The organism is Streptomyces sp. B3I8, assembly GCF_030816915.1.
Lineage (GTDB): Bacteria > Actinomycetota > Actinomycetes > Streptomycetales > Streptomycetaceae > Streptomyces.
Genome location: NZ_JAUSYN010000002.1, coordinates 4391435 through 4404520, shown reverse-complemented (window position 1 = coordinate 4404520; position 13086 = coordinate 4391435). Strand labels below are relative to the sequence as shown.

The 13086-nt window shown below is 74.0% G+C and carries 10 protein-coding genes and 1 pseudogene; 4 read left to right on the top strand and 7 right to left on the bottom strand.

The features are described from left to right. Positions 1 to 165 precede the first annotated feature (165 nt). Positions 166 to 1614, bottom strand: a complete 1449-nt coding sequence (locus QFZ64_RS21765; protein ID WP_307068222.1) for an NAD(P)H-quinone dehydrogenase — start codon at positions 1612 to 1614, stop codon at positions 166 to 168. 127 nt (positions 1615 to 1741) lie between these two features. Here QFZ64_RS21765 and QFZ64_RS21760 point away from each other — a divergent pair, with 127 nt between their 5' ends. Next, complete coding sequence (locus tag QFZ64_RS21760; protein WP_307068219.1) at positions 1742 to 2179, top strand: gamma-glutamylcyclotransferase; 438 nt, start codon at positions 1742 to 1744, stop codon at positions 2177 to 2179. 69 nt (positions 2180 to 2248) lie between these two features. Here the strand turns inward: QFZ64_RS21760 and QFZ64_RS21755 are convergent, their stop codons facing one another. Then, on the bottom strand, positions 2249 to 2998 hold the full coding sequence (locus QFZ64_RS21755; protein WP_307068217.1) for an SDR family NAD(P)-dependent oxidoreductase: 750 nt from the start codon (positions 2996 to 2998) through the stop codon (positions 2249 to 2251). Positions 2999 to 3111: 113 nt separating this feature from the next. Between QFZ64_RS21755 and QFZ64_RS21750 the strand changes: the two genes are divergently transcribed. The 3 genes from QFZ64_RS21750 (at position 3112) to QFZ64_RS21740 (ending at position 6647) form a co-directional block, all read left to right on the top strand. Then, positions 3112 to 3738 carry a TetR/AcrR family transcriptional regulator gene (locus QFZ64_RS21750; protein WP_307068215.1) on the top strand — a complete coding sequence of 209 codons (627 nt, stop codon included), beginning with the start codon at positions 3112 to 3114 and terminating at the stop codon, positions 3736 to 3738. A gap of 210 nt (positions 3739 to 3948) precedes the next feature. Further along, entirely contained in the window at positions 3949 to 4773 is an 825-nt protein-coding gene (locus QFZ64_RS21745; RefSeq protein ID WP_307068213.1) for a purine-nucleoside phosphorylase, read from the top strand. Between the two features lie 209 nt (positions 4774 to 4982). Beyond that, positions 4983 to 6647 carry a phospho-sugar mutase gene (locus QFZ64_RS21740; protein ID WP_307068210.1) on the top strand — a complete coding sequence of 555 codons (1665 nt, stop codon included), beginning with the start codon at positions 4983 to 4985 and terminating at the stop codon, positions 6645 to 6647. Between the two features lie 92 nt (positions 6648 to 6739). On the opposite strand, the gene QFZ64_RS21735 is transcribed toward QFZ64_RS21740, so the two are convergent. The 5 genes and pseudogenes from QFZ64_RS21735 to QFZ64_RS21715 all read right to left on the bottom strand — a co-directional run. Then, on the bottom strand, positions 6740 to 9295 hold the full coding sequence (locus QFZ64_RS21735; RefSeq protein ID WP_307068208.1) for an ABC transporter permease: 2556 nt from the start codon (positions 9293 to 9295) through the stop codon (positions 6740 to 6742). Beyond that, positions 9292 to 10185: an ABC transporter ATP-binding protein gene (locus QFZ64_RS21730; RefSeq protein WP_307068206.1), complete on the bottom strand. Its 894-nt coding sequence runs from the start codon at positions 10183 to 10185 to the stop codon at positions 9292 to 9294. The genes QFZ64_RS21735 and QFZ64_RS21730 overlap by 4 nt, the downstream gene beginning before the upstream one ends. A 149-nt stretch (positions 10186 to 10334) precedes the next feature. Beyond that, positions 10335 to 11009, bottom strand: a complete 675-nt coding sequence (locus tag QFZ64_RS21725; protein WP_307068204.1) for a response regulator transcription factor — start codon at positions 11007 to 11009, stop codon at positions 10335 to 10337. Then, positions 11006 to 12253 (bottom strand): sensor histidine kinase, encoded by a 1248-nt coding sequence (locus tag QFZ64_RS21720; RefSeq protein ID WP_307071808.1) that lies wholly within the window; start codon positions 12251 to 12253, stop codon positions 11006 to 11008. The genes QFZ64_RS21725 and QFZ64_RS21720 overlap by 4 nt, the downstream gene beginning before the upstream one ends. Positions 12254 to 12778: 525 nt before the next feature. Beyond that, positions 12779 to 12958: pseudogene (locus QFZ64_RS21715) on the bottom strand (PH domain-containing protein); the annotation flags it as partial. Between the last annotated feature and the right edge of the window lie 128 nt (positions 12959 to 13086).

Here is a 13086-nt window from a genome sequence, read left to right as displayed (position 1 = left end):
GCCTGCTTTCAGCAGTATGCGCCGAATAACAGAAGTTGTTCGCACAGGTTGGTCACAAGTGGTATACGCACTCCCCACTCGTCGCACCCCCCGTCCGTCCGTCCGGCGACTCCCCGTGACCGCGCCGAACCGTCGTGCGCCGAGGGGCCGTTGGCCGGCCGTCGCTCAGGCGCCGCCCGTCGCCTTGCGGGTGTGGAGCTGACGGGCGACCTCGGCGATCGATCCCGACAGGGACGGGTACACGGTGAACGCGTTCGCGATCTGTTCGACCGTCAGGTTGTTGTCGACCGCGATCGAGATGGGGTGGATGAGTTCCGAGGCGCGCGGGGCCACCACGACACCGCCGACCACGATCTCGGTGCCCGGACGGCAGAGGATCTTGACGAAGCCGTCCCGGATGCCCTGCATCTTGGCGCGCGGGTTGCGCAGCAGCGGCAGCTTGACGACGCGGGCGTCGATCCTTCCGGCGTCGACGTCGGCCTGCGAGTAGCCGACGGTGGCGATCTCGGGGTCGGTGAAGACGTTGGAGGAGACGGTCTTCAGGTCGAGGGGGGCGACCGCGTCGCCGAGGAAGTGGTACATCGCGATGCGGCCCTGCATGGCCGCCACGGAGGCGAGCGCGAAGACGCCGGTGACGTCGCCGGCCGCGTACACGCCCGGCGCCGTCGTACGGGAGACCCGGTCGGTGCGGATGTGCCCGGACTCGCGGAGCTGGACGCCGGCCTCCTCCAGACCCATGCCCGCGCTGTTCGGAACGGCGCCGACGGCCATCAGGCAGTGCGAGCCGGTGATGACCCGGCCGTCCGCGAGGGTGACCTCGACCCGGCCGCCGACCCGCTTGGCGGACTCGGCGCGGGAGCGGGCCATGACGTTCATGCCGCGGCGGCGGAAGACGTCCTCCAGGACGGCGGCGGCGTCCGGGTCCTCGCCGGGCAGTACCCGGTCGCGCGAGGAGACGAGGGTGACCTTGGAGCCGAGCGCCTGGTAGGCGCCCGCGAACTCGGCGCCGGTGACACCGGAGCCGACCACGATGAGCTCCTCGGGCAGCTCGTCGAGGTCGTAGACCTGGGTCCAGTTCAGGATGCGCTCGCCGTCGGGCTGCGCGTCGGGCAGCTCGCGCGGGTGACCGCCGGTGGCGATGAGCACGGCGTCGGCGGTGAGCCGCTCCTCGCTGCCGTCGGCGGCCCGTACGACGACCGTGCGCGAGCCGTCGACGGCCTGCATGCCCTCCAGCCGGCCGCGCCCGCGCACGACACGGGCACCGGCGCGCGTCACGGAGGCGGTGATGTCGTGCGACTGGGCCAGCGCGAGCCGCTTGACCCGGCGGTTGACCTTGCCCAGGTCGACCCCGACCACCCGGGCCGCCTGCTCCAGCGGCGGGGTGTCGTCGGCGACGATGATGCCGAGCTCCTCGTAGGAGGAGTCGAACGTGGTCATCACCTCCGCGGTCGCGATGAGGGTCTTGGACGGCACGCAGTCGGTCAGTACCGACGCGCCGCCCAGGCCGTCGCAGTCGACGACGGTCACCTCCGCGCCGAGCTGCGCGGCCACCAGCGCCGCTTCGTATCCGCCGGGTCCGCCGCCAATGATCACGATCCGAGTCACGTATCCCATTGTCCCGCACGCTTCAACATGCTTCCCGCCGGGGCCGACGGCGGGGCGGCGAGGGGGCGCCCGCGGCGGGCGCCGCCCCCGCGGCGCCGCCCGGGTGACCCGTGCGGAACTGCCGTACGCTGCGCTCATGTCGCTCTACGCCGCGTACGCCGGCAACCTCGACGCGCGGCTCATGACCCGCCGCGCCCCGCACTCGCCGCTGCGCGCCACGGGCTGGCTGAACGACTGGCGGCTCACATTCGGGGGCGAGCAGATGAGCTGGGAGGGCGCGCTGGCGACGATCGTGGAGGCGCCCGGCTCCCAGGTGTTCGTCGCGCTGTACGACATCACCCCCATGGACGAGGACTCCCTGGACCGCTGGGAGGGTGTCGGCATGGACATATACCGCCGCGTGAAGGTGCGGGTGCACACGCTGGACGGCGAGGAGTCCGCCTGGGCGTACGTCCTCAACGCGTACGAGGGCGGGCTGCCGTCCGCCCGCTATCTGGGCGAGGTGGCCGACGCGGCGGAGTCGGCGGGCGCCCCGCACGACTACGTCATGGAGCTGCGCAAGCGCCCCTGCTGACGGCCGGCCCCGGGCCACCCGCCGGTGGCGGCCGGCCACCACCGGCGGGCCGGCACCGCACCCACCCCGTCAGATCTGGTTCTCGCCGCCGTCGACGTACACGTTCGCGCCGAGGAAGAAGCTGCTCTCGTCGGACGCGAGGAACGCCACCAGCGACGCGACCTCCTCCGGCCGCCCCATCCGCCCGATCGCCGCCGTCGTCGCGAGGTGCGCCTTCGTCTCCTCCGCCCGCTCCTCCCCGACCAGCCCCGTGATCGCGGGCGTGTCGATCGGCCCGGGCGAGATCGCGTTCACCCGGATCCCGCGGTCCTTGAGCGTGTTCGCCCACGTCCGCGCGAACGACCGCACCGCCGCCTTGGACGCCGCGTACAGCGTGAACGTGTCCTGGCCGTTGTCCGCGGCGGTGGACGCGTTGAGGATGACCGAGGCGCCGTCGTTGAGCAGCGGCACCGCCTTCTGCACGGTGTACAGCGTGCCGCGCACGTTCACGTCGAAGGTGCGATCGTATTCCTCGTCGGTGACCTGCTCCAGGGTCACGAGCGAGGCGGTCGCCGCGTTGGCGAAGACGATGTCCAGCCCCCGTCCCCGGGCCCGGACGGCGTCGTAGAGCCGGTCCAGGTCGGCCGGGTTCGCGATGTCCCCCGGCACGGCGGTGGCCCGGTCCGGGCCGATGGCCTCGACGGCGGCGTCCAGTTCGGTCTTGCGCCGCCCGGTGACGAACACATGCGCCCCCTCAGCCGCCAGCCGTACGGCGCTGGCCAGGCCGATCCCCGTACCGCCGCCGGTGACCACGGCCGTCCTGCCCTCGAGCTGCCCCATGTCAATGACCTTCCCAACAGGATATTTTTCAGTACCGATCGGTACTGAATGAGCGACGTCGACGACCGTAGCACCTCCAAACCGATCGGTACAGAAGGAGTAGGGTGGGCCTCATGGAGAAACGGGAGCAGCCGGTGGCGCGACAGAAGGCACCGATCGGCCGGCCGAGGGGCTTCGACGCCGACGAGGCGCTCGAACGCGCCATGCGGGTCTTCTGGGAGCAGGGTTACGAGGGCGCCGGCCTCACCGACCTCACCGCCGCCATGGGCATCACCCGCACCAGCATGTACGCGGCCTTCGGCAACAAGGAGGCCCTGTTCCGCAAGGCCCTGGAGCGCTACGGCGAGGGTCCCGCCTCCTACGTGGGCCGGGCCCTGACGGAACCGACCGCCCGCCGGGTGGTCACCGCCTTCCTCGACGGCGCCGTCCGCGCCACCACCCTGCCCGGCTGCCCCACCGGATGCCTCGGCGTCCAGGCCTCGCTCGCCGCCGGCAGCGCCGGACAGCCCGTCCGGGAGGCCCTCGCCGACTGGCGCAACGAGGGCACCGCACGCCTGCGCGACCGGTTCCACCGGGCCGTCGACGAGGGCGACCTGCCCCCGGACGCCGACCCCGCCGCGCTCGCCCGCTACGTCATGACCGTCGGCAACGGCATCGCCGTCCAGGCGGCGAGCGGGGCCACCCGCGAGGAGCTCCGGCAGGTCGCCGAGACCGCCCTGCTCAACTGGCCGTCGGCCTAGGGTCTCTCGTTCGGATCATTCCGGCGTCGCGGGGTCCGGCACGGGTCGGTCGAAGACGCACCGCGCCTCCCAGCCGGCCTGATCCAAACGAAAGACCCTGAGGGCCGCCCGCCGCCCGAAGTGGCCCGTCGGAAACGACACGACAACGATCGCACTCCCGTGACCTCCGTCATCTACGCGCGTAGGCGGTAAGCGGCTACTCTCTTGCGCGTGAACGCTTCTCTTCTTCCGGACGACCGCCAGGGCGACCCGTACGCCGCCGCCGACACCGCCGGCGCACGGCTGCGCGAGCTGACGGGCGCCGAGACCCACGACGTCGCCCTCGTGATGGGCTCCGGCTGGGCACCCGCCGTCGACGCCCTCGGCGAGCCCGACGCCGAACTGCTGGTCACCGACCTGCCCGGGTTCGCCCCGCCGGCCGTCGAGGGCCACGGCGGGCGGCTGCGCTCGTACCGCGTCGGCGGCAAGCGCGCCCTGGTGTTCCTCGGCCGCACCCACTACTACGAGGGTCACGGGGTCGCCTCGGTCGCCCACGGCGTGCGCACGGCCGTCGCCGCCGGCGCGAAGACGGTCGTCCTGACCAACGGCTGCGGGGGTCTGCGCGAGACGATGCGTCCCGGGCAGCCGGTGCTGATCAGCGACCACATCAACCTGACCGCGACCTCACCGATCGTGGGCGCGAACTTCGTCGACCTCACCGACCTGTACTCGCCGCGGCTGCGCGCACTGTGCAAGGAGATCGAGCCCCGCCTGGAGGAGGGCGTCTACGCCCAGTTCCCCGGGCCGCACTACGAGACCCCGGCGGAGATCCGGATGGCCCGGACGATCGGCGCGGACCTGGTCGGCATGTCGACGGTGCTGGAGGCGATCGCCGCACGCGAGGCGGGCGCGGAGGTGCTGGGCATCTCCCTGGTCACCAACCTGGCGGCCGGCATGACCGGCGAACCCCTCAACCACGAGGAGGTCCTCCAGGCCGGCCGCGACAGCGCCACACGCATGGGCGCACTCCTGACGAAGGTGTTGGACCGCATCTAGGGGCTGCAGGACACCCCGCAAGGGGCCGCGGCCCGTAAGAGACACGGGGAACGGCGCGGGAACTCCCACCGGCCGCCGCCCGACAACGCGCCCGCGGGGGTCCGGGGCGCAGCCCCCGGGGACGGGAAGGGCACGGGCGGCGGGGGCGGGAACCCCACCGCACCCGGCACCCCGCACACACCCCGCACGACAACGAGAGAGGCTGACCCGTGCACGACGACGATCTCCTCGCCAGGGCCGAGGCCTGGCTCGCAGAGGACCCCGATCCGGACACCCGCGAGGAACTCGCCGCCCTCCTCGACGCCCACGACCTCCCCGCACTCACCGACCGCTTCTCCGGCACCCTGGAGTTCGGCACCGCCGGCCTGCGTGGCGAACTCGGCGCCGGTCCCCGCCGCATGAACCGCGCCGTCGTCATCCGCGCCGCCGCGGGCCTCGCCGCGTACCTGAAGAAGAACGGCACCCCGCACGGCGGCACGCACGGCGACGCACCGGCCGCCGGCCTCGTCGTCATCGGCTACGACGCCCGCCACAAGTCCGCCGACTTCGCCCGCGACACCGCCGCCGTGATGACCGGCGCGGGTCTGCGCGCGGCGGTCCTGCCCCGCCCGCTGCCCACCCCCGTCCTCGCCTTCGCGATCCGGCACCTCGGCGCGGTCGCCGGCGTGGAGGTCACCGCGAGCCACAACCCGCCCCGGGACAACGGCTACAAGGTGTATCTGGGCGACGGCTCGCAGATCGTGCCGCCCGCCGACGCGGAGATCGCCGCCGAGATCGACGCGATCACCGCCCTGGCCGACGTCCCCCGCCCGGACTCCGGCTGGGAGGTCCTCGACGACTCCGTCCTCGACGCCTATCTCGCCCGCACGGACGCCGTCCTCGCCCCCGGCTCGCCGCGCACCGCGCGCACCGTCTACACGGCGATGCACGGCGTCGGCAAGGAGACGCTGCTGGCCGCGTTCGCCCGGGCCGGCTTCCCCGCGCCCGTGCTGGTGGCCGAGCAGGCGGAACCCGACTCGGACTTCCCGACCGTCGCCTTCCCCAACCCGGAGGAGCCGGGCGCCATGGACCTGGCGTTCGCGACCGCCCGTGAGGCCGACCCCGACCTGGTCGTCGCCAACGACCCGGACGCCGACCGGTGCGCCGCCGCCGTGAAGGACGGCGGCGAATGGCGCATGCTGCGCGGCGACGAGGTCGGCGCGCTGCTCGCCGCGCACCTGGTCCGGCGCGGGGCGACCGGCACGTTCGCCGAGTCGATCGTCTCCTCCTCGCTCCTCGGCCGGATCGCCGGGTCGGCGGGGCTGGGGTACGAGGAGACCCTCACCGGATTCAAGTGGATCGCCCGCGTCGAGGGCCTGCGGTACGGCTACGAGGAGGCGCTCGGTTACTGCGTCGACCCGGACGGGGTGCGCGACAAGGACGGCATCACGGCGGCCCTGCTGCTGACGGAACTGGCGTCCGGGCTGAAGTCCGAGGGACGCACGCTGCTCGACCTCCTCGACGATCTCGCCGTCGAGCACGGTCTGCACGCCACGGACCAGTTGTCGGTGCGGGTGGAGGACCTGTCCGTCATCGGCGACGCGATGCGGCGACTGCGCGAGCGGCCGCCCGCACGGCTGGCCGGGCTCGCCGTGACCGGGGCGGAGGACCTGACCCGGGGGACGGACCGGCTGCCGCCGACGGACGGGCTGCGCTACACGATGGACGGCGCCCGGGTGATCGTCCGCCCGAGCGGCACGGAGCCGAAGCTGAAGTGCTACCTGGAGGTGGTCGTCCCCGTCGCCGGACGGGACGGCCTGGGAGCGGCCCGGGAGCGCGCGGCGGCGCTGCTGGCGGCGCTGAAGAAGGACGTGGCCGAGGCCGCGGGGCTCTGAACGGCAGCGGGGGTGCGGGGTGGGAACCGGTGCGACCGGTTCCCACCCCGCACCCCCGCACCCCCGCACCCCCGCACCCCCGCACCCTCCCGTCACGACCAGCGGCGCAGTGCCGCCCGTCCCGGCAGCGTGACCGCGAGCAGTGCCAGGCCGCCGGTGGCGGCGACGAGGGAGCCGAACATCAACGGGGGCACGTACGGCGCGTCCCCCGTCACCCCGTTGATCATCGGAATCAGCGTGGCCGCGGCGATGGCGGAGCCGAGGACCAGGCCCACCACGGCCACCAGCAGCCCCTCCCAGCGGAGCATCGCCATGACCTGGCGCCGGGTCGAGCCGACCAGGCGCAGCGTGCCCAGTTCGCGGCGGCGGTCGAGCACCGTCATCACCAGGGTGTTGACGGCGGCGACGGCCGCGAAGCCGCCGAGGACCCCGGCCATGGTGTTGTTCATCCAGGCGCCCAGTTTCGCGTCGAGGCTCTGCTCGGTGGCGTAGCCGGAGACGTCGGTGACCTCGCCCAGGGCGGCGAGCGCCTTCTCCGAGCCGCCCCGCACCAGCAGCGTGCTGTCGAAGGGCGAGGTGACGTGCCCCTCCAGGGACGCCCGGTCCATGGTGAGCGTGGACAGGCCCAGGCCGCGGCCGTAGACGGCGACGATCTCCGGGCTGACCTTCGTGCCGTCGGGGAGGTAGAGCGGGAGCCGGTCGCCGACACCGGCGTCGGCCGACTCGGCGAGGGTCCGGTCGACGGCGATGCGGCCGGTGCCGAGCCGGTCGAGGCTGCCGTCGCGCACGTCGAGATCCTCGACCTTCGCAAGGTCTGCGCCGGAGGCGGAGACGCCCTGCGTCGACGCGCCCAGCAGTGACGCGAACTCGCCGGACCCGGTCGGCACCAGCACCTGCGTGTGCAGCAGTCCGACGGCCGTGTCCACACCCGGGACGCGGGCGGCACGGGCGGCCGCGTCCACCGGAAGGCCGGCCGGGTCCGTCACCACGTGGTCCGCGGTGACCCCCGCGCGCAGCTGCTTGTCGGCGGCGTGCTGCTCGCTGGTGTGCATGAACACGAGGGTGGAGGAGAAGGCCACGGCGAGCGCGATCGGGGTGATCGCGGAGGCGATGCGGCGGGCGTTGGCGCGGGAGTTGGCGGCGGCGAGACCGGCGGCGGGGCCCGCCTTCCGCAGCGGCAGACCGAACAGGCCCGCGCACAGCCGGGCCACCAGGGGGCCGAGCAGCCCGACGGACAGCATGAAGCACATGACGACGCCGAGGGCGGCGCCGGCCGCGTCGTCCCCGCTGGACTGCGCGGACACGCCGGTGAGGATCGAGCCCCCGACGAGGGCGACGACACCGAGGAGGGTACGGACCACGCCGGGCCGCAGCCGCTCCACCGACGCCTCCGACAGGGCCTGCCCCGGCTTGATCTTCGCGGGCCGGCGCCCGGCGGTCCAGCCGGCGCCGAGCGCGGTGAGCAGCCCCATGACGACGGCGGCGAGCATCGGGAGCACCGAGACGTGCAGCTCGGCGGCGTGCGGGACGGCACCCCGGTCCTGGAGCTGCCCGAACCACCAGTGCGCGAGCCCGATGCCGGGCAGGCAGCCCACGACGCCGGCGAGCGGGGCAACCAGCAGCGCCTCGCAGGCGACCGCGCGGCGGATCTGCCGCGGGGTGGCTCCGATGGCGCGCAGCAGCGCGAACTCACGGGCCCGCTGACCGACCGAGAGGGCGACGGTGCCGGCGGCGGTGAAGACCGCCACGAGGGCGGCGATGCCGCCGAAGGAGCCGCCGATCGCGAACAGTGTCACCTTGGCGTAGCCGAGGCCGGGGTCCTCGACGGCACCGCGGCCGTCGCCGGTGTGGATCTGGGCGCCGGAGCCGGCCAGGGCGTGCGTGACGGCGTCGGCGAGGGCGTCGGTGTCGGCGCCGTGCTCCGCCAGTACGACCACGGCGTCGGCCTTGCCGGGGTGCCCGGCGAGTGCGGCGGCCCTGCTGTCGGCGAACCAGACCAGGTCGGGTGCGGCGTCGCCACCCTCGGCCGCGGCGCCGCGGGGGACGTCCGCCGTGCCGACCTCGGCGATGCCGCGGACGCGGAAGTCCTGTCGTCCGGCTGCGGTCTCCAGCGCGACGGTGTCGCCCACGGCGGCGTGTGCCGCGCGGGCCGTTCCGGCGGCGAGCACCACGTCACCACTCGCGCGGGGTGCCGAGCCGCTGGTCAACGCGGTGCCGGTGAAGGCGTGCGAGCCCCATCCGTGCGCGGTGAGCACACCACCGGGAACCGGCAGCTCCCGCGCGCCGGAGCCCCCGTGCGCCGTGCGCACCGGGAAGGTGAAGTCCGCGACGGCGGAGGCCGCGCCCGGCACCCCGGCGGCCTTCGCCGCCAGCCCGGCGTCCAGCCGTGCCGTGTCCGGCAGCGGGGTCGCCTCCCTCTCCTCGTCCTCGCCACTGCCGGTGACGACGTACTCGTTCTGGTCGGCCGCGGCCACCACCGCCGCGTGCGTATAGCGTTGGGGCGGCACCGAGGCGCGCAGTCCAGTCTCGAGCAGGATGCCGCAGGTGGAGACGATCAGCGCGGACATCAGCAGGGCGAGGAAGGTACCCGCGAACGACGCGGGCTTGAAGCGGACGGCCTCACGGGCGAGTCCGTTGGGGCGCTTCATACGGTCACGTCCACTCGGAAGTCACTGGGGACACGGGAGCCGCCGGAGACGCCGGAGACGCGGGAGGTGAGCTCGGTCATCCGGGCCGCGATCTGCTCCGCCGAACCGCGTTCGAGACGGTCGGCGAAGGCACCGTCGGCGAGGAACAGCACCTGGTCGGACCAGGCGGCCGCGGCCGGGTCGTGGGTGACCATGACGACCGTGGCGCCGAGGGTGTCCACCGCGTCGCGCAGGAGGCCGAGGACCTCGGCGGCGGTGCCGGTGTCGAGGGCGCCGGTGGGCTCGTCCGCGAAGATCACGTCGGGTTCGCCGACCAGGGCGCGGGCGACGGCCACGCGCTGCTGCTGGCCGCCGGAGAGTTCACCGGGCCGGCGCCGCGCCTTGTCGGCGAGCCCGACCCGGGCGAGCGCCTCGGCGGCCCGGCGCCGGTCCTGGCGCTGCCCGGCCAGGCGCATCGGGAGCAGCACGTTCTGCTCCGCGGTGAGCGACGGCAGCAGGTTGAACGCCTGGAAGACGAAGCCGAGGCGGCTGCGGCGCAGCTCGGTGAGCTCGTTTTCGCTCATGCCGGTGATCTCCGTGCCGCCGAGACGTACGGAGCCCGCCGTCGGCCGGTCGAGCCCGGCGGCGCACTGTAGGAAGGTGGACTTGCCGGACCCGGACGGCCCCATGACGGCGGTGAACGTGCCGCGCGGCAGGGCGAGGTCGACACCGGCGAGGGCGTGCACGGTGCCCGCCCCCCGGCCGTACTGCCGCCGGACGCCCCGCAGTTCGACGGCGAGGCCGGGCGTACCGGCCGCTGTCTCCGACCGGCCGTCCGCCACCGACGCCTCGGCCGCCTCCAGTCGGCCCTCCGCCGCCTTCTGCCGCCGCTTGCTCCTGCGTAGCCCCATGCCCGTCTCCCTGTCGCACGCACTTCTTCCGTGACGGACTGAAGAGTGCTGCAGCGGGCACGTCCGGGGCGTCGTACCCGGGAACCGATCTGGAAGTGCTACCCCGGTAGGGGGTGCACCAGGCGAGCCCCCGCGGCAGCGCACACGGACTACTCCCCCGGGGCCACCAGGCCCGATTCGTAGGCGAAGACCACCGCCTGGGCGCGGTCGCGCAGACCGAGCTTGGTGAGGACACGGCTGACGTGCGTCTTCACCGTCTGCTCGGCCAGTACCAGCGTCTCGGCGATCTCGGTGTTCGAGCGGCCGCGGGCCACCAGGGTGAGGACCTCCGTCTCGCGCTGCGTCAGGCCCTTCAGCCGTTGCGCGGGCTTGCCCCGGGCGGCGGGGCGCGTCTTGGCGAAGTCGGCGATGAGGCGGCGCGTCACGGAGGGGGCGAGCAGGGCGTCGCCGGAGGCCACGACGCGGACCGCCGCGATGAGGTCGGCGGGCGGGGCGTCCTTCAGCAGGAAGCCGCTCGCGCCGGCCCGCAGCGCCTCGTACACGTAGTCGTCGACGTCGAAGGTGGTGAGCATCAGGACGCGCGGCACATGGGTCACCCCCGGCGCGGGCGTGAGCAGTCGCCGCGCGGCCTCCAGCCCGTCCATCTCGGGCATCCGCACGTCCATCAGTACGACGTCGGGGTGCGTGCGCCGGCTCAGCTCGACGCCCCGCGCCCCGTCGGGGGCCTCACCCACCACGTCGATGTCGCTCTGGGCGGCCAACAGCGCGGCGAAACCGGCCCGCACCATGGCCTGGTCGTCGACGATGATGACGCGTGTCGTCACATGAGGTCCTTGTCGCTCAGAGGGAGCCCGGCCGCCACCCGGAAACCGCCGTCCGCCAGCGGCCCCACATCAAGGGTGCCGCCGACGAGCCGCACCCGTTCCCGCATGCCGACCAGGCCGTGCCCGGTGCCGCTCGCCTCCAGCGGCCCGTCCGGCCGCACCGGCGGCGGGCCGTTGACGACGAGGACGGTGAGCCATGCGCCCTGCCGGTCATCGTGCTCCGACACCGACAGCGACACCTGGGTACGGGCACCCGGCGCGTGCCGCACGACGTTCGAGAGGGCCTCCTGGACGATCCGGTACGCGGACAGGCCCACCGCCTCGGGCACGTCGACGTCGCAGGGGGTGAACTCCACCGGCCCGCGGACCCTCGCCGTCGCCTCCACCAACTGCCCGATGTGCGCCAGCCCCGGCTGCGGCGCGAGCTCGCCCTGCGCCTCCTCGTTGCGCAGCACGCCGAGCAGCCGGCGCATCTCCCCGAGCGACTCCCGCGCGGTGGCCGCGATGGACGTGAACTCGTCGCGCACCACCGGGGAGAGCCGCTCGATGCGGTACTCGGCGCTGTTCGCCTGCACCGTGATGACGGACATGTGGTGGGCCACCACGTCGTGCAGCTCCCGGGCGATCCGGGCCCGCTCCTCCAGCAGGGTGCGCCGGCCGCGCTCGGCCTCGCTGATCGTCTCCTGCTCGGCCAGCCTGCGCTGCGCCTCGGACCGCTCCTTGAGCACACCGCCGAGCAGGAGCGCGACGCCCCCGAGGATGGTGAGCAGCAGGCCTCTGGCGCCGTCGTCGTGGGGTGCGAAGATGTCGAGGGTCACGTTGGCGACCGCCGTGGCCAGCCACACCAGCAGCAGCGTCCGGCGGCGTTCGCGCAGGCCCAGGGCGAGGCAGAGGCCGACGTACCCGACGATCCCCATGGGCGGGAACGGCCACAGCAGCCGCTCCGGGAAGTCGACGGCGAGCAGCGCCACCGCCCCGGCCACGTCCGCCGCGAAGACCACGTACCAGGCCTGCAGCGGGCGTACGACGGCGAGCAGCAACGGGGCGGCCTGCGCGACGGCCAGCCCGGCGGCCACCCCTCCGTTCAGGCCGTAGTCGTTGCCGAGGACCACGATGGCGGTGGGCAGCAGCGCGACACACAGCACGAACGCGACGCCCCACGGCAGCAGCCGCACCCACGCGCGCGAATTCTCCGCGAAAAGGGCGCGCGGGTGTTCTCTCCGCGCCGACTGCGCTGGGGTCATGACCACCAGCCTAGGTGCTGCGGGCCGGTACCAGGAGGGACGGGCGGGGCGTCGGGAGGTGCAGCGAGGAGGGTCCCCGAAGGCAGGGGGCAGGTGCGGCGAGTCGACGGGGACAGGTGCGACGGGAGCGGAGACGGCCGAAAACGAAGGCCGCCGGGCCCGGGGGGTCAGCCCGTCGCCAGGAGGATCGCGAAGACGATCAGACCGGCGGCCACGGGGCCGAGGACCTCGTACGCCCACCGCACGCGCCGGCTCCCCCTGGGCCGCCTCCGCGCCGCCCCGCCGCTCGGCGAAGTCCTTCAGGTCGTCCATGATCTGGTCGGCCTGTGCCCGTACGGGCCTCTCGGTGGCGGCGGTGTTCCCCTGCCCGCCCCCCTGCCCGCCGCCGAGGCCGCCGAGCAGCCCGCCGCGCCGGACGGAACCGCCCCGACCCGAGCCGCCCCGGCCGATGCCCTCCGCCGTCTGCCGCGCCTCGTTACGCGCCGCCCGCTTCCGCCCTCGCAGCGACACCGGTACCGCCCAGAGCTGGTACGTGGTGCCACTGGTCGCGACCACCTCGTTCGAGTAGCCGGAGCGCAGCGAGGCCACCGAGCCCCACGGCAGCACGATCACCCGGAAGGGGTTGCGGACGCGCAGCCGGTCCTCGCCCACGAAGACGGCGGGCCGCAGCGTGAACGCGATCACCAGCGGCACGATCACGATCATCGCCGCCAGCGCCAGCCACGGCGTACGGCCCTTGCCGACGACCAGCGCGTCGATGCCGAGCCACGCCACCAGGGCGAGCAGCAGCACCCCGCCGGCGATACCGGCCGAGGAGCGGTGGACCCGGTCGG